This window comes from Gardnerella phocaeensis, from assembly GCF_048545075.1.
GTDB classification, from domain to species: Bacteria; Actinomycetota; Actinomycetes; order Actinomycetales; family Bifidobacteriaceae; genus Bifidobacterium; species Bifidobacterium vaginale_J.
In genome coordinates, this window is record NZ_JBKQXS010000003.1 from 120,502 (window position 1) to 137,910 (window position 17,409).

Sequence of the window (17,409 nt, forward strand, 5' to 3'; positions counted from 1 at the left end):
GCCCTTATATACTTCAGCCTATTCTATCAAGACTCAAGTCATTATGTTATTTATTTCAAAAATTCGTCAGTAGACAATTCTTTTGCTTGCGGAGTTTTATGAGTTACTTTGCCTTTAGAATCAGTGTAAGCACCTTCCTTACTTAAGAAGTTAAAGTAAGCTTGAGCGCCTTTAACATCAGTGGTTCCGAACACAAATTTTCCGCTCTTAATATCCGCGCGATTGCCCCAATATTGACCGTCAACAATCATCTTCATGCTACGCTTAACAAACTTTATGTCGAGATTAGCATCTTTTGCTTCTTTCACAAGAATTTCAGAAGCCTCATCAGGATGTTCATAAGCATATTCATATCCGCGCTTTGCAGCTTTAACAAATGCTCGAACAAGCTTAGGGTCTTTAGCTACAGTACGCTTATTTGCTATTATTCCAATAGTATCTGGCTGACCTGGCACACCGTAGTCGCCCTCCATGAAGCAGCGAAGCTTTGGTCCAAACATTTCAGACTGCACGCCTTCCCAAGTGCCGTAGAAGCCGCCAAAATCAGCTTTGCCAGATTCAAGAGTTCTAAAAGTTGAAGTTCCAACGGTAACTTTGTCGAACTTACCTTGACCGCCATCGTGTTGAATCATCCTACGAATTACAGCATCACCTTCAGCTGAACCAAAAGTTGCAAAAGTACGACCATCAAAATCTTTTGGAGAATGAATCTTATTGTTCGAAGCAAGTGAACACCAAATAGCACTTGGCTTTTGCTGGACTTGCATAACTTGCTCAAGATTTGCTCCCTTTGTTGAAAAATCAGCAGCATTCGTCAAAGTACTAAGAGCAAAATCAGCAACACCACTATCAACTGCGTGTTCCGAACCAGTCTGAGCAACAGCAAGTATATTGACATCTAATCCAGCATCTTTAAACCATCCTTTATGCTTAGCAACATAAATACCAATATGATTAGTATCCGGTGCCCAAAATAGCATAAACGACACTTTACGAAGATTTGCATTCTTACTACTACTTGCAGATCCACATGCCGAGAAAGAAAATACGCAGCATGCAGAAAGAACAAACGCAAGAGTACGCTTTAAAATACGCATATTCATGAGTTCCCTACTTTGTTTCTTGTACCGTTCTTCTGGGAAAGTGACACGAACTCGGCAGAAAACGGTAACAAAGGGCCTAGCCCGCGCCGTTCAATGCCCCTGAGCAGATTCAATCTGCTACAGTTTGCCACACATTGACTCACGAAACATTTAGATTATGCACGATTAAATAGACAAATAAAAATCATGTACACTATTAAATTCACAGAAGTTGTGCGCTTCTAATAGAATGTACATGCTATTTGTAGTTTTAAATAATTCGGTTGGGGCAGCAATCGAAGTCATTTAAAGAAAGGAATCGAGTTTTCATGACGCAATCGCGTTTTAAACGTATGCTAATTAAATATCTGCCAACTGTATTTTCTGTAATAGTTTTACTTGTTTTTTGGCAGTACGCATGCGAATATTATAAAATTTCGGAAAATTTGATTCCAACACCATCTTCAATTGCTCAATCAACAGCTGACGCTTTGCCAACTCTATTACCTGCAGCATTAATTACAACACAAGAAACAGTTATCGGTTTTTCTATTGCAATAGTAGTTGGAATTCTTTTAGGTGTTATTTTCCATGTTTGTAAACTTGTTAAATCTGCTTTATTCCCGCTTTTATGCGCAGCGCAAACTATGCCACTAATTTCTATTGCGCCAATTTTTTTGATTTGGTTTGGTTTTGAAATATCTGGAAAAATTGTAATAGTAATGGTTTTCAGCATGTTCCCTATTGCTGTGCAAACTATACGAGGTCTTGACGCTGTTCCAAGTTTTTATACAGATGTTGCTTTAACTTGTGGAGCAAGCAGAACTTGGACTTTGTGGCATGTTAAATTAAGGGTTGCAGCTCGCCAAATTTTTGGTGGCATACGCATTAGTGCAGCTTATGTTTTTGGAACTGCTTCAACTGCAGAATATTTGGGAGCCAAAGATGGGCTAGGAATTTGGCTTCAATTCGCTTATAACTCATTTAGAACACCACTTATTTTTTCTGCAACAATAGTAATAATAATTCTTACTGCGCTTCTTATGTGCATTGTTAACGTTTGTGAAAGAATTCTGCTTGGCTCAGCAGACGAAGATGAGGATCCAGATAACCAATTGTGAAATGAATTAAAACAGCGCATGTGAGCTACAAAAGTAACGAAAATAACGTAACATTCGCTACTTTTGTAACTCACAAACTGAGATATTAACGAAAACCTATTTACTTACCTGATTCTTCTTTCATTGCTTCATTAATAGCATCACTCAGCTCTTTTTGCGCCTTTCCGTAAGCTTCCCAGTTTCCGGATCGCATAGCAGAATCAGAATCTTTTAACGCTTGAGCTGCACGTTTAAGCGCTTCTTTAGCTTTTTTGCTCATAGAATTAGATTTTTCTGAATTCTTAGACTCATTTTCCTTAGCGGTGCCTTCTTTAGAGCTACCTTCTTTAGAAGCAGCATCCTTAGATTCGTTACTTTCAGCAGCATTGTTTGAAGAAGAATTATTAGAAGCATCTCCAGCCAAAGCACCTGAGTTTCCGCCAAATACTTGATTAAGTGCTTCATCTAACGTATCTGCAAATCCAACTTGATCTCCAAAAGCAACTAACACTTTCTTAAGCAAAGGATAGCTAGTAGAACCGCTAGATTGTACATAAACAGGCTCTATATAAACCAGTCCTCCACCAAGAGGCAAAGTTAGCAAGTTTCCACGCTTAACTTTCGTTGAACCAGATTCAAGCAAATTCAACTCTTTAGAAACATTCGCATTAGCGTTGAAATTATTTTGAGCTTGACCAGGTCCCGGAACATTAGACACTTTAGGCAATTCTTGCAAACGAAGCTTACCGTAATTCGGACCGATCTTTCCAGGAGTATCCCCCGCATCTGAATCAACAGACAAGAAACCAGTTAATATTTCACGCGTGCTTTTACCAGCTGGAATATAAGTAGAAACAAGCGAAAACACCGGTTTCTTTGCGTCTCCAGTTTGCAAAGTCAAATAATATGGCGGTTGCAAAATATCTTCTTTTTGTGCTTTTTGAGATTCAGTAGGATCCACAGGAGTTTGCCAAAAATCTTCTCCAGAGAAGAATTGGCTTGCTGTATCCACATGATACTTTGCAAGCAGATAGCGTTGAACTTTAAACAAGCTTTCTGGGTAACGCAAATGCTTCATCAAATCGCCAGAAATCTTAGAAATGTCATGATAGTGACCTGGGAAAATTGATCTCCAAGCCTTGATTACAGGGTCTTTCGTATCCCACACATACAAATCAACAGATCCGTCATAAGCATCAACTGTAGCTTTCACAGAATTGCGAATGTAGTTTGCGCGCTGATTTGTCAAACCCTTAATAGAATGCGAAGTTGTTGTTGTGGAATCTTGAGTTATCTTACCAAAATCAGTCATCTGAGAATAAGGGTAAGAATCAGAAGTAGTATAGCCATCAACAATCCACTTAACGCGACCATCTACTACTGCAGGATAAACTCGACCATCCAAAGTTAAGTAAGGAGCAACTTTAGACACTCGCGTCTTAGGATCACGATCATACAAAATTTGAGATTCAGCAGTCACACGGTCAGAGAAAAGAATCTGATCAGACCCAAACCTAATTGCATGCAAAAGTTTAGAGAAGAAATTGCCTAAACTTGGACCGCCATTGCCCTTAAAAGTAGTTAACGCACCTTGAGAACCAGTCGGATAATCAAATTCCCATGGAGCTGTCCCTTTTGGAGATCCAACTATAGAATACTCAGGAGCATTCGGAGAGAAGTAAATACGTGGTTCATACTTTTGTGACTTAGTAAGCTTTCCTTGAGCAGGAATACCATATTCCATGAATTGCGGCTGACCATCTGACGTCACTTTATTTCCGTAGGCTGCAACAATTCCGTAGCCATGCGTATAAACAGTATGATCATTAACCCAGTTTCGGTTATCGTTTCCAGCTAAATCGAGTTCACGCGCAGCAATAACTGTATCTTGACTTACTCCATCAATATCGTATTTATCAACTGAAAGCGTATCTGCGAAAGTGTAGTATTGCTTCGATTGCTGCAATTGACGGAAAGTTGGAGACGTAACTTGTGGATCTAACAAACGAATTTGCGCAGTTGACTCTGCTTCTTTTGATAATGCTCCCGATTTACCTTTAGAAGTAGCGTTATACGATTCTTTCTTTACGTTATTTAGTCCGTAAGCAAACTTTGTTGCATCGATATTACGCTGAATATAAGTAGCTTCCAATTCCTGAGCATTAGGAGCAACTTTAAATCGCTGCACAAGTGCTGGCCAAGCTAAAGATATAACCATTGAGCAAACAATCATAAAAGCTAAAGCAATAATTGGTGTTTTCCATGCCTTAATTGCTGTTTTAAAACGCACTGAAATTGGTGCTTCTACAGATAAAGCATGAGATTTCATAAACCAAAATGCAATAATAGAACCAACTAGCACTGTTATCACTGCCATTGCTATGCTTCCAGGAACGCCAGCATTCATGTCAGTGTATGAGCCGCCTGTAATTCGAGAGCCATCAAGAGTTACTAAAGCGAACATGTCTAAAATCTGTTGAAGTGCCCACACCAAAATCACAAGCATAAACCATACAGAAATTTGTCTACGTGCTCGTTTTGTAATACTTAATATGCCTTTACCATCGATAGGCATACTAAAACGAATTGCTCCCATAAGAACATGAGTAATAATAGAGAAAACAAGAGATATTACCAATAAAAGCACAAATGCGCTTATAAATAACCTTAATCCTGGAAGCACAAATACGTAGAATCCATTGTCAATTCCAAATTGCGGATCTTTAATGCCAAAAGGTTGAGCGTTAAACATTAACAAAATTTGCGCCCAATGATTGTAGAATTTAAACCCAAATACTGCGCCTACAATCAATGAAAAAATTCCTGCAACATGCAAAGCAAGCTTTGAACTAATTCCCTGCTTTAAATCAATAACGTTGCCTTTAATTCGAATATAAGTTCCATCCGCATTGCTTGGACGCGCTTTTATTGCCAAAGCTGCAGACAGGTAGCCAAAAGCAGACATTAATATTGCATAAAGCACCCAAACGCCGATTTTTGCGCCTAACTGAATCCAAATTACGCTCTCGAATCCAAGCTGTGAATACCACATGCAATCAGTTATGAACCTTGCGAGAGCAAATATTGCAGCTATAGCAAGCACAACTATTAACAATACTATCGCAGGAATCCACCGCCACTTTTTTGCAGTATTAGTAAATTTTGCAAAATTTAAATCAATTTTCATAAAAGAATTTCTTTCATTCTTAAGTTTATTGTTGTTATCTTTCTCATCATCATTAAGAATATAAGCTTGCACATTTTCGTTATTTTTATCGCTTGTAGCACTTTTGCTACTTTTGCTATTCTTGCCGCTCTTTCTATTTTTATTATTCTTAGCCATATATGCACCAGCAGCAGCCCATATAATGCCAATAACTATTTCTATGATGAGTTTCAACATAAGGTTAATGATACTATACTAATTATTTCCAATCTACATATTGTGTAGTCAGAACTAATTACAAAAAGCGCGCCCGCAAAGTTAATGCGAACGCGCTTAGAGAAATAAGATTTTGCGATTAGGAAATCAAACTGTATTGTTAAGCAATATCTGGATCGTCTTTAGCAATCGTGCCAGTAAGCTTTCCAATAGCCTTCAATAAGTGGTATACAACCAACACCACGACGGTTCCGATTGCAATACCGTTGAACTGAATGCCAGAAAGTGCAAAATTGAAATTAGCAATGCCAATAATCATAACGATTGCAGCAATCATAATATTCACTGGCTTATCGAAGTTCACTTTGTTTTCAACCCAAATTCTTATGCCAATCATGCCGATCATGCCGTAAAGCAAAGTAGTCACGCCACCGAGAACGCCAGCTGGAATTGAGTTTACAACAGCACCGAACTTTGGGCAGAGGCTCAAGATGAATGCGAAGAATGCAGCACACCAATAAGCTGCAGTAGAATAAACCTTTGTTGCAGCCATAACGCCAATATTTTCACCGTAAGTAGTAGTACCGCAACCTCCGAATAAACCAGCAATAGCTGTACCAAAACCGTCTGCGAATAATGCAGTTCCAATCTTAGAGTCATAGTCGCGACCGGTCATTTGAGCTACAGACTTTACGTGACCAACATTTTCTGCAATAAGAACAAGCACTACCGGCAAGAACATAAGTAGAACAGAGAAATCAACTTGTGGAGTGTGGAATTTAGGGAAACCAATCCAAGAAGCTTCTTCAATCTTTTTAAAATCAACTTGACCTTGGAAGCACGCGTAAGCATAACCAACAAGAACACCTAAAAGAATATTCAAACGACCAAGAAGTCCTCGGAAAACTACAGCAATAAGCATTACAGCAACTAGTGTTACAAGTGCAGTATCTGGAGCTTTCTGGAAGTTAGTCCAAACTGCAGGACCTAAATTAAAACCGATAATTGCAACGATTGCACCGTTTACAACAGGCGGCATAATAATGTCAATCCACTTAGCTCCTGCAAAATGCACAATCACACCGATAAGAGCAAGAAGCAAACCTGTGCACATAATGCCAAAGCTTGCAACAGCAATACCTTTATGAGCTGTTGTTACAGCTGTAACAGGTGCTATAAGACCAAAAGAGCTTCCCAGGTAACTAGGAAGCTTATTTGCGTTAATAAGTAAGAACAGTGCTGTAGAAATAGCAGTGAACATCAATGTTGTTGATGGATCAAAGCCAGTAAGAATAGGCACCAAGAAGGTAGCACCGAACATTGCAATAACATGCTGAGCACCAATACCAGCAGTACGAGTCCAAGTCAAACGCTCATCTGGCTCCACAACCTCACCCGGTTTTAATGTTTTACCATCGCCGTGAAGCTGCCACGTGAATAACGAATTCATTTCTTCTCCTTGTAAAAACAAGCTATGCAAAATGTTTGGTAAACAAGTGATCGCTTAAAAAAAAAACAAGCACTCGTCGAGCGCTGGGATGGCAGCTTCTGGGAGGCCTCCATTGCACCACCGACCCATATGCCAAATGGACATTCTAATGTTACAAAACGCAAGTGTCGAGAATAAGAAAAAAATTACAGTTTTGTTTTTTATTTTTGTTGAAATATCAAGCAAAATCGGCGTGTTGAAAAGATTGCAATGAGCACCAACTAAAGTTAGTTTCTACTAACTTATGTTTATAAAATAATTAAAGTTAAGCAAAGTTAAACAATCGCAAAATTAGTAAACACATACTCAAGCAAGTAATTTTTGCAAATATTCTTGCAAAACTAATGCGTGATTTACTTTTGGATTTTTTGCAGCATACAACAAAGTTATAGTTTGATACTTATTAAACAAATCCATAATCACACCAACAGCTTCATGATTTGAATCAAGTTCTTCAACATAACGATGTGAAAATTCTTCAAAATGCTCCGGGTCATGATTAAACCACTTGCGCAACTGCGAAGTAGGAGCAATATCTTTAAGCCATTTATCAATATGAGCATATTCTTTGCTTATACCACGCGGCCAAAGTCTATCAATCAAGACTCTCACACCATCATCTTCACTAACTGTTTCATACACACGCTTAATCTTCACAGTGCACTTGTTCATAAAATCTCCTTTATACGTTTACCATAATCGCACCTTTGTTTATTTTTTCAAGGAATTATCTACTAACAAATATATCTGCGATATAAATTGAGTTATTATGTTCGATTATGTGATTTTTATGTCGGCGTGTCGCGTTTATTTGCAGCAAAATTATATAAAATTTGCTTAATTTTTTAATTTATGTTCGTTTTTGTCCGATTATGGGAGAATACTTGGCTAAATGGTTAATTTCTTTGATACATGGAAAAAGAAAATCTGCACCATCGATATGGCTCTTATCGCTGTATTGACACTTCTAGCTTCCTTTATTGGTAGCTGGCTTAAGAAGTACCCAGGTTTCCAATTACTTGGTGCTCTTATTATTGCGTTGCTTGTTGGCATGGCTCTGCAGCTGCCATTGCACGTGTACAAAATGAATAATGATTCAAGGCGAGCAGGCGTTAAAAGCGCTGCTGGTTTGATTGCAAACAAACTTCTTCGCCTCGGTATTATTCTCCTCGGCTTTAAGCTGAATTTGCACGATCTGTTTACAAAGGGCATTAAATGCTTGCCTATTGCAGCTGTGTTAGTTGCAATAATGGTTTGCGTAACTTATAACATTGCTAAACTCTTGAAAGTAAATCCTCAGCTTGCAATGCTTACAGCAGGAGGCACAAGTATTTGTGGCGCTGCTGCAGTTATGGGTCTTTCTGGCTCAATGCCAGTTCTTCCAGAAGAGGAAGACGAAAAAGAGCAGAACGAAGTTATGGCTGTTGCAACAGTTGCAATTATGGGCACTATTTACGCTCTTGCTGAAATCTTCATCCTTCCTAACTTTGGCATGACAAAGCAGCAGCTTGGCATTACAGCAGGTGCATCACTTCACGAAATCGCACATGCTGTTGCAGCTGGCGGAGCATTCGATAGTATTGATGTCGCAACAATCATGAAGCTTTCGCGAGTTCTTATGCTCGTTCCAGCTTCCATCTTTATTGCAATTTGGTGGAATGCTCGTCATAGCAAAGTTGAAAATGGTGGAAAGCATAAGATTAGCTTCCCATGGTTTATGCTTGGCTTTATTGCAGCATCCGTTATTGGAACTTACGTTCCTTTCGTAACAGCACACGCATCAACTCTTGTAGAAGCAGGATACGTTTTCCTTGGCATGGCTATGGCTGCACTTGGAATTAACGTAAACTTCCGTGCTATTTTTAAGCAAGGCCGTGCAGCATTTGCAGCAAGCTTCCTGGCTTCTATTGTTTTAGTTGCTTTGGCTTATGCAGCTGCAGTACTGTTCTTCTAAATAAAACATTGCAAAATAGTTTTGCTTAACAAATGAGGGTCTTCGTTTGAAGATCCTCATTTTATATTCTCGATAATTTATTTTCGTGTATTCTTGAAAAATCTATCCAATATGCACAGCCGTTCCATCAGGAATATTTTTATAAAACCATTTGGCATCCGCAACGCTTAAACGCACGCAACCATGCGATGCAGGCTTTCCAAGCTTCATGCCTTCTGACGGAATATATTCTCCAAAATTATAATTCGTCGGCACAGAATGGAATAAATATTGCGATCCAATAAAAGCAACCCAATAATCTGCTCCAACTTTTTCATCTTGATTAAAGAAATGATCACCACGACCATTAATTTGATAATTACCATGAGGAGTCGAGTCTTTTATTCCAGAACTCATAACCATTGAATACACAGTTTTTCCATGAGCAATAATATAAACACGCTGTTTTTTCAAATTTACATTCACATGCAAATCCGAAACCTTTATTCCCGTAAGATTAGGATAGGCTCCACCAGTAGGATATTTCCAAAAATTAGGTTTAACTAAAGACTTATTCTTTAGATAATTTTTGCAATACTTTTTAATAAAAGATTTATCATTCCTATTCAGTTTGCTTATTTTGCAATCAATTTTTTCGCGCTTACTCAAATTAATTTTTTTTAACTGAGCACTATGCCTTAAAGAAGCAGAAACAACATTAGAAGTTTCAAAACCAACAAAGCAGAAGAACGGAATCAATAATGCAGCTAATAAAGCTGACGCAACGCAACGAGCAAAATTAGAACTACGCTTCCACCATTTGCAAAATCTTGCAACAATGCGAACACACTTGCGTATATCGCTCACAAAGTTACGAATAAATTGCATAACATCTCCATTGTAAAAGCAAAAACGTTGCTCCCCCTAGTTTAACAGCAAACTGAGGAGAGCAACGCTAAAAAAAAAAATAAATCTTTTATTTATTATGATATTAAAATCACTCGTAACATAAAAATCATAGATTTTTTTGAACGAACATGAAAATAATCATACATTAAATTTGAATTCGACAATATCACCGTCTTGCATCACGTAGTCGCGACCTTCAAGACGAAGCTTTCCTTCTTCCTTAATTTTTGCCATAGAACCGTCAGCCGCAACGAAATCATCGTAAGATACGATTTCTGCTTTAATGAATCCGCGCTCAAAATCAGTGTGAATAACGCCTGCAGCTTGAGGAGCAGTCCAACCTTTATGAATCTGCCAAGCGTGAACTTCTTTAACACCAGCAGTTAAATAGGTTTGAAGACCTAAAATATCGAATCCTACGCGAGCAAGCTGATCCAAACCAGATTCCTTCAAACCAGCATCTTCGAGCATCTCACGAGCATCTGCTTCGTCGAGCTCAGTAAGTTCGGACTCAAATTGAGCATTCAAGAAGATTGCTTTTGCAGGAGCTACAGATGCAGAAAGCTTAGACTTCAAATCTTCATCAGCCAACTCCGAATCATCTACATTAAACACGTAAATAAACGGCTTAGCAGTTAGCAAGTGCAAATCATACACATCGTTTTTATCAATAAGCTTTTCGTTATGAGCCTGGTCAATAGTTTTGCCAGATTCAAGAATTTCCTTAGCTTTATTTACAGCGTCTACGTATTCCTGCGTAACTTTCTTACCACGCAAATCTTTTTCAAGCTTTGGCAAAGCATTATCAATAGTTTGCATATCGGCAAGAATAAGCTCAGTATTAATCGTGTCAATATCGTCAGCAGGATCTACTTTTCCGTTAACATGCACAATATCGTCGTCATTAAACGCGCGCACAACTTCGCAAATAGCGTCTGCTTCGCGAATATTAGCAAGGAACTTATTGCCCAAGCCTTCGCCCTCGGAAGCACCCTTAACAATACCTGCAATATCAACAAAAGTAACTGTTGCTGGAACAATCTTTTCAGTATTAACTAATTTAGCTAAAACTGGAAGACGACGATCCGGAAGCGGAACAATACCAGTATTAGGCTCAATAGTTGCAAACGGATAATTCTCCGCCAAAACGTTGTTGCGAGTTAAAGCATTAAACATAGTGGACTTGCCAACGTTTGGCAATCCAACAATTCCAATAGTTAAAGACATATTTACCTAGTTTAGACCAGCGCCGGGAAAGCCGACACAACTTGATTTTATTTACTATTTATTTTCAATAGCATCAACTGCAGCAATAACATCTCCCCTAAATCCGCGAGATTCTAGCTCAGCAACGCCACGAATAGTTGTTCCTCCAGGAGAGCACACCGCATCTTTCATTTGACCTGGATGCGAGCGCGAATCCATGTATAACGCACCTACTCCTTCAATCATTTTTGCAGCTAAGCGGTAAGCACAATCACGTTGCAAACCATATTTCACACCAGCATCACCCAATGCTTCAATATACATTGCTGTAAAAGCTGGAGCGCAGCTAGAAATACACATTGCAATATTCATATGTTCAGCATCCACACGCTCTACCAAAGAAATTGGCTCAAATAAAGCATTAAACATTGAAAGTTGAACATCCGTAAGAGAATTAGAAGTTTCAGCTAAAGTCACACCCTGGCCTACCGCAATAGGAGTATTCGGAATAATGCACTGAACATGAGCATTCTTTCCAAGCAGTTCCATGTAACGCTCAAGCGTCCAACCGGCTGCAACGGAAATAACAGCAATACCTCGTTCATTAATAATTTCACAAACTGGCTTAAGCACTTCAGCAACCTGATACGGCTTTACAGCAATAATAATCACATCACTTGCTTCACACACTTCTTGAGCAGTACGCATAGCGCGAGCGCCAATTAGCGAAGTATTATGCTCGAGTTTTTCAAAATTATGCGCGCACGCAACAATATTTTCACCTTGCAATATGCCTGCATTAAGAGCACCTTTAGCGATTGCTTGTGCCATATTGCCATAACCTATAAAACCAACAGTTCCAGATACACAAGTACCCATACATGACCCCCTTTAGCGCATTGATAAAACAGTAGCGCACTCATTACTAAGCAAACAGATGTATAGCATAGCAAAGAGTGCACTATAATCATTGCGCATATTAAAATATTACCTTTGTATACTGCTTATCTCTTATAAATTCCCTCTAAATCGCCACGATTCAACGCCTCATCAAACAAATGACGGAAAACAATGTCTCCATGTAAACCATCATGCTCAAACTCGTTCGTCGTCCAATAGTGGGAGTTGGCAATACGAGAAAGAGTGTCAAGCTGAAGACCAGAATCTACGTACATGTCGTCAAAGTAAACTGCTGATTGCAATGGAACTTCGTTATTAGCAAGTTGATCTTGATCGTAAATTTTGCCAAACTGCTTATCTTTCATCAAGCAGTCAACAGCTGGAAGGAATGGTTGCAAAGCAAGCTCTTGATCATACATCCAAGGGAACATTGCTTCTCCAGTGAAAAGAAGAGGACGAGCAGAACCAGAAAACTCTGGCATAGTTTCTCGAACCTGTTGAGCAGCCCACAAAATTGGGTGTTCCAATTCGCCGTCAGCATAAATAAATTCTTGCAGTGGCCAATAAAGTGGACTAGAAGCTGTAGAATCCATGACACCGTACACAAATTCGTCACTTAAGCTACCTGCAGAAGCTCCTCCGCCGTGCTTAAATGCTTTCAAAGAACCATCCCCATCTGCAAATGCAGAATCAAGAAGCCAGTGCACTCGCTCAAAACTTGGTTTCATACCAAAGGAAGATCCCAACATTTGGAATCGCTCAACCGTAAGTTTTTCACCATTCGGAAGCACAACATCACCTTGCGCAATACGATCTGCAATAGCTGCAGCACGAGCGACATCCTGCGGATAGCGCTCATAGAATTGCTCAGTTTTGCGCGCCATACGAGGAAAAGTATGCTCATAGACTTCACGCGCATTTGCTGGAACGTGAGGAATACCACCTGTTGTAAAGCTTGCAATTAATCCTTGAGGGAATAGTGACAGGTATGTAAGAGTCAAGAAGCCACCATAGCTTTGACCAAGCGAAACCCACGGTTTTGCATCAAATTCAGTGAGTCGCAAATGTTCAAAATCGCGAATAATAGAGTCAGCCAAGAAACGCTTTAAATACCATGCTTGTCGCTCAACGCTTACCCCGTCATCTGCCATGCGCTTCATAGTTGAAGCGTCTACTCTTGAAGAACGCCCAACACCACGCTGATCCGGCAAGACTACGCGAAAATGTTTAATAGCTTCTTGAATCCAACCATCACTAGAAGGCGAAAGTGGTCGCGGACACTGCCCACCAGGACCTCCTTGCAAAAATACCAACAAAGGCAAATTATCATGTACATGCTCAGGAGCACAAACTACTCTACAAAACAATCGAATTGTTTCACCTTTAATAGCACCACCCGGAGTGTTGCCTTCCCAATCAAGAGGCACGTCAATCGCACGCTCTTCAACATGCAATCCCGGAACATAGTAGCTTGTAAGTAATGCCATATTAATACTGCCTTTCTGTACTCGCGTGCTACATTGCAACTACAAATTACACACTCTTATATAAATCATACTCAAGTTCGATTGTTCTATAAAGTGCTATGCACTAGCCTAGTAATTATGAAAGTACCTAATATGTTTCAAAGTGTTATTCAACGCTTACGAAAAGAGCTCACATTAAACGACATATTATGGTTTATTATTCCATTCATTCTTTTTATTCTTTCAATCAATCGCTATGTTATAAGCAACGTTGATGGCTTTTTGACACAAAGCTCTTTAATTGCAGTAATACTTATAAATATTGTTGTCGCACTACTACTTTCAGTACGAAAACTATGGCCCGAACAGGCGGCTATTACTTTTATTGTTATTTGCATTGTGCAAGTAATCTTTGGTCCTATTCAACTTTTTGCTGATTTCTTTGGTTTCGTACTGCTTGTTAACGCTATTGCGCTAGGAAATCCAGAACATTCAAAAGCTTTTGTTATTGCATCTTACGTAACAACCGTATTATCTTGCGCATTAATATCGTGGAATGCTGTAATGGGACCAATATATGGCAATAATCATTCGAAATCTAGTTATACTTGCAGTGTACGAAATATAAATAGTAGTAACATAAAAAATTGCGTTTCGAATATACTTGATTTTGCGATTCCTTCCATAATTTTTGCGATTATTATTACCACTATTACGGTTATTATTGGCTACTGGCAGCGCACTCACGTGCATACTATTCAACTTTTGCAAGAACACAATAATGCTATTCGCGCGTACCGCCGAAAAGCTCAACACATTGCTGTTACTGCAGAACGAGCAAGAATTGCTAGAGATATGCACGATATTGTTGCTCACACGCTTTCTATTATTATTGTGCAAGCAGATGGCGGACGTTATGCAGCAACCAAAGATATTTCGCTCGCTAAAAAAACAATGCATATTATTAAAAATGAAGCCGAGCGCGCCGTTCACGACATGCGTCGACTGCTAGAAGCTTTAACTGATGCACCTTCTAACGACACAAATTTGAATCATGTGCCTTCGCTTATTGAGCAAGCGCGAATTGCTTCACCAAATAATATTTTTTGGCATACTGTTGATGGCATAAATTCTTCTAATAAACTCAACAAAAATGCGCAAACTGTAGCATATAGAATTATTCAAGAAGCACTTACTAATATTCGAAAGCATGCAGGCGAATGCGTTAAAGTAAACATTCATGAAGAGTGGAACAACCAGGGTTTAATACTAAAAATTACAAATGAAATACACAAAATCGAAGATAGCAAAGCGCAAAATAGCAATGCACAACATAAAAACGGCTATGGCTTAATTGGCATGAAAGAGCGCATTGAAAATCTTCATGGCACACTTGATTATGGAAAACTAAACGATGGAACGTTTAGTATTGTTGCTTTTATTCCATATTCTTACAGCACAGACCAGTCAAACACTACTGCTTCTTTATTAAATAGTATTCCTAACGTTACTTATGAGAATGCAAAAATCAATAATCAATCAGTAGAGCAAACAAAACTTGCAAATGCAAATGCTCCAACCTCATCAAAAGTTTTGCCAGAAGTCTTGCCAGAAGCAAATGCTTCACGAAATAAGATTGAGAAAGTATCACAATGGTTTGAACAACATTGGCTTATTGGAGACATTATTTATGCATCACCTTGGGTTGTTATGATGCTCTTTCTGCCAACCTACGATTTTATTGTTGGAAATGGAATGTCTTCACAATATTCCAACTCGCTTCCATCACAAATACTTTATAAAGTATTTACTCTTACAACCATGGTGCCATTCATGTTCCGTAGAAAAGCTCCAACTACATGCGCAATTGTTGCCGCAATATTTTCTGCAATACAGCTAATATTCTTACCTAATATTTTGTTTGCTAACTTATTTATTCCAAGCATTATTTATTCTGCAGTTCTATACGGCAAAAAGCGCACATGGCAATGGGTTAGCGCAGTAGTGCTCGCCGAATCTGCTATTTTTTCATTAAAAATTGGCATTGCATCAAGAAATATTCCACAAAATGCAACTCCAATACAATTCTTTACATCTAAAATAGACACAACTAATTTTTATGTCATTATGCAAATGGCATCCGTAGGATTAGTTTTTGGTTTTATAGTTGCGTTAATTTGTTTTGCGGCCATTGCATTTGCTTATTCCCGCAGAAACGATGACAATAATTTGCTGATTCTAAAAGCGCGCAGAACAGAATTAGAGCAAGAGCAAAAACAGCTAGAAGTACTTGCAGCTAACGCAGAAAGGCAACGACTTAGCTCAAATATTCAGCAAAAAGTTGCTATTACATTGCATAAAGTAATCGATGCCGCAAATAACGGAATTGATATGCTAAATAAATACGAAAAAGCAAATAACAATACAGAAAATCGAAAGTTATCAGAACCAAAGCAATCACAGGAACAAAGTGAAGAAATTAGTAAAGCTTTCAAAAATATTGGAGATGAAGGTCGCTCAGCACTGAAATATATGCGAAAATTGCTTGGAGTTTTGCGAGAAACAGGTTCAAGCGCTAATTCAGCAAATAATGTTGCGAATGTAACTGAGATTGCTATTCGCCCTGCTGCCCCACTTGATGAGCAAATTCAACACAGCGCATTAAATAAGCAAGAGTAAGTTGATACTATGGAAAATATGGAAAACAATGGAGTAATTCGAGTCGCAATAGCAGACGATCAGGAGCTTGTTCGTGCAGGATTTGCTATGGTAATTAATTCGCAACAAGATATGCACGTTGTATCTCAGGCTTCTAACGGATCACAAATTGTAGAGCTTTCTAAAAGCCAGAATCCAGACATTATTCTTATGGACGTTCGCATGCCTGTAATGGACGGTTTGGAGGCAACTCGCAAGATTCTGCAGCAAAAAACTAACGAAAATACTAAAATTATTATTCTAACAACTTTCGACCTTGATGAATATGTTATGGCTGCAATTCATGCAGGTGCTTCCGGATTCCTTTTGAAAGATACTGAGCCTGAAACTCTTCTTAATTCAATACGAACGGTGTATCAAGGAAACGCAATTATTGCTCCGACTGCCACGAAGCGTTTGATTGAAAATATGATTCAGCAAGGCAAAGTAGCAACAAATACTACAGAAAACAGTGTTGCGAATTACACTGCACAAGTAAGTTACGACGTACAAGCAAATCCGGCTGCGCAAGCAACACAAAGCTGCGCGTACACAAATTCAGCTATTACAGAACTTACTGATAGAGAACGCGAAGTTCTTGTTGAAATTGCTCACGGACTTTCAAATCAGGAAATTGCTGACAAACTATTTATTAGCTTACCAACAGTTAAAACTCATGTTGCGCATATTTTAGGAAAAATCGGCGCTCGAGACCGCGTGCAGGCTGTAGTTTTCGCTTATGAAAATGGCTTAGCTAAGCCGTAAAATACAGCTATTTTACAAGATTTCTCTGTCTAATGAGACGTGAATTGTCAGAGTTTTCTCTCATACCAAGTTTTATATTTGTTATACAAGAAGTCCAACAGCTTTTGCATGCTTGACTTCTATCCTTCAACTAATTACGTGGAAAGTGTTGTCTTGAGGTAAGGGCTAATTAGGCTAGTGCATTTTAGGCTTTGTGTAGCAGGGGTTAGCGAGTGTTATCGTTAAAAGGTTTAGCGTGCGGTGACTTTAAGCTTACTTCTCGAGATTCTAGATGTGATTTTGCTACCTTTAAGCCTACTGGTTGCGTGCTCTAGTTGCTTATATTTTGGGGAACAAATCGGTGTAAAAATCATAAAAAAGTTCCCTACATTATTTGATTATTGGGGAACAAAATGGTATTTTATTTAAGCAAATGTTCCCCAATTTATGTGAAAAAGGAGTGTGAAGATGGCTGCAAAATATGATGATGTGCAAGAATTG

12 protein-coding genes are annotated in these 17,409 nt (G+C 38.8%); 4 read left to right on the forward strand and 8 right to left on the reverse strand.

Annotated elements, in window-relative coordinates; translation table 11 throughout:
- Window positions 1-50: 50 nt before the first annotated feature.
- Window positions 51-1,103, reverse strand: coding sequence for an ABC transporter substrate-binding protein (locus tag ACJV2T_RS04835; protein WP_415683860.1), 1,053 nt, complete (start codon window positions 1,101-1,103; stop codon window positions 51-53).
- Between the two features lie 308 nt (window positions 1,104-1,411).
- Between ACJV2T_RS04835 and ACJV2T_RS04840 the strand changes: the two genes are divergently transcribed.
- Window positions 1,412-2,203, forward strand: coding sequence for an ABC transporter permease (locus tag ACJV2T_RS04840; RefSeq protein ID WP_004111394.1), 792 nt, complete (start codon window positions 1,412-1,414; stop codon window positions 2,201-2,203).
- Between the two features lie 100 nt (window positions 2,204-2,303).
- Here ACJV2T_RS04840 and ACJV2T_RS04845 read toward each other — a convergent pair whose 3' ends face one another.
- From ACJV2T_RS04845 to ACJV2T_RS04855, 3 genes are all read right to left on the reverse strand, one after another.
- Window positions 2,304-5,585, reverse strand: a complete 3,282-nt coding sequence (locus tag ACJV2T_RS04845; protein WP_419399315.1) for a UPF0182 family membrane protein — start codon at window positions 5,583-5,585, stop codon at window positions 2,304-2,306.
- A gap of 139 nt (window positions 5,586-5,724) precedes the next feature.
- A complete protein-coding gene (locus tag ACJV2T_RS04850) occupies window positions 5,725-7,014 on the reverse strand; it encodes a uracil-xanthine permease family protein (protein ID WP_415683858.1) in 1,290 nt (429 codons plus the stop codon).
- Window positions 7,015-7,359: 345 nt separating this feature from the next.
- Entirely contained in the window at window positions 7,360-7,725 is a 366-nt protein-coding gene (locus tag ACJV2T_RS04855; RefSeq protein WP_419399316.1) for a DUF488 domain-containing protein, read from the reverse strand.
- Between the two features lie 220 nt (window positions 7,726-7,945).
- On the opposite strand from ACJV2T_RS04855, the gene ACJV2T_RS04860 reads away from it, so the two are divergent.
- Complete coding sequence (locus ACJV2T_RS04860) at window positions 7,946-9,007, forward strand: YeiH family protein (protein ID WP_419399317.1); 1,062 nt, start codon at window positions 7,946-7,948, stop codon at window positions 9,005-9,007.
- A gap of 102 nt (window positions 9,008-9,109) precedes the next feature.
- Here ACJV2T_RS04860 and ACJV2T_RS04865 read toward each other — a convergent pair whose 3' ends face one another.
- From ACJV2T_RS04865 to ACJV2T_RS04880, 4 genes are all read right to left on the reverse strand, one after another.
- Entirely contained in the window at window positions 9,110-9,874 is a 765-nt protein-coding gene (locus tag ACJV2T_RS04865) for a L,D-transpeptidase (RefSeq protein ID WP_415689883.1), read from the reverse strand.
- A gap of 159 nt (window positions 9,875-10,033) precedes the next feature.
- Window positions 10,034-11,122: a redox-regulated ATPase YchF gene (gene ychF, locus ACJV2T_RS04870; protein ID WP_415683855.1), complete on the reverse strand. Its 1,089-nt coding sequence runs from the start codon at window positions 11,120-11,122 to the stop codon at window positions 10,034-10,036.
- 54 nt (window positions 11,123-11,176) lie between these two features.
- Entirely contained in the window at window positions 11,177-11,980 is an 804-nt protein-coding gene (gene proC / locus ACJV2T_RS04875) for a pyrroline-5-carboxylate reductase (protein WP_415683854.1), read from the reverse strand.
- Window positions 11,981-12,105: 125 nt separating this feature from the next.
- Complete coding sequence (locus tag ACJV2T_RS04880; RefSeq protein WP_419399318.1) at window positions 12,106-13,488, reverse strand: alpha/beta fold hydrolase; 1,383 nt, start codon at window positions 13,486-13,488, stop codon at window positions 12,106-12,108.
- A 117-nt stretch (window positions 13,489-13,605) separates the two neighbouring features.
- Between ACJV2T_RS04880 and ACJV2T_RS04885 the strand changes: the two genes are divergently transcribed.
- A complete protein-coding gene (locus ACJV2T_RS04885; RefSeq protein ID WP_419399319.1) occupies window positions 13,606-16,146 on the forward strand; it encodes a sensor histidine kinase in 2,541 nt (846 codons plus the stop codon).
- 9 nt (window positions 16,147-16,155) lie between these two features.
- Window positions 16,156-16,929, forward strand: a complete 774-nt coding sequence (locus tag ACJV2T_RS04890) for a response regulator (RefSeq protein WP_419399320.1) — start codon at window positions 16,156-16,158, stop codon at window positions 16,927-16,929.
- Window positions 16,930-17,409 lie beyond the last annotated feature (480 nt).

Bases quoted from the DNA above. Each gene is read 5' to 3' on its own strand.
- ACJV2T_RS04835 (WP_415683860.1), bottom strand. From the start codon at position 1,103: ATGAATATGCGTATTTTAAAGCGTACTCTTGCGTTTGTTCTTTCTGCA.
- ACJV2T_RS04840 (WP_004111394.1), top strand. From the start codon at position 1,412: ATGACGCAATCGCGTTTTAAACGTATGCTAATTAAATATCTGCCAACT.
- ACJV2T_RS04845 (WP_419399315.1), bottom strand. From the start codon at position 5,585: ATGTTGAAACTCATCATAGAAATAGTTATTGGCATTATATGGGCTGCT.
- ACJV2T_RS04850 (WP_415683858.1), bottom strand. From the start codon at position 7,014: ATGAATTCGTTATTCACGTGGCAGCTTCACGGCGATGGTAAAACATTA.
- ACJV2T_RS04855 (WP_419399316.1), bottom strand. From the start codon at position 7,725: ATGAACAAGTGCACTGTGAAGATTAAGCGTGTGTATGAAACAGTTAGT.
- ACJV2T_RS04860 (WP_419399317.1), top strand. From the start codon at position 7,946: ATGGTTAATTTCTTTGATACATGGAAAAAGAAAATCTGCACCATCGAT.
- ACJV2T_RS04865 (WP_415689883.1), bottom strand. From the start codon at position 9,874: ATGCAATTTATTCGTAACTTTGTGAGCGATATACGCAAGTGTGTTCGC.
- ychF (WP_415683855.1), bottom strand. From the start codon at position 11,122: ATGTCTTTAACTATTGGAATTGTTGGATTGCCAAACGTTGGCAAGTCC.
- proC (WP_415683854.1), bottom strand. From the start codon at position 11,980: ATGGGTACTTGTGTATCTGGAACTGTTGGTTTTATAGGTTATGGCAAT.
- ACJV2T_RS04880 (WP_419399318.1), bottom strand. From the start codon at position 13,488: ATGGCATTACTTACAAGCTACTATGTTCCGGGATTGCATGTTGAAGAG.
- ACJV2T_RS04885 (WP_419399319.1), top strand. From the start codon at position 13,606: ATGAAAGTACCTAATATGTTTCAAAGTGTTATTCAACGCTTACGAAAA.
- ACJV2T_RS04890 (WP_419399320.1), top strand. From the start codon at position 16,156: ATGGAAAATATGGAAAACAATGGAGTAATTCGAGTCGCAATAGCAGAC.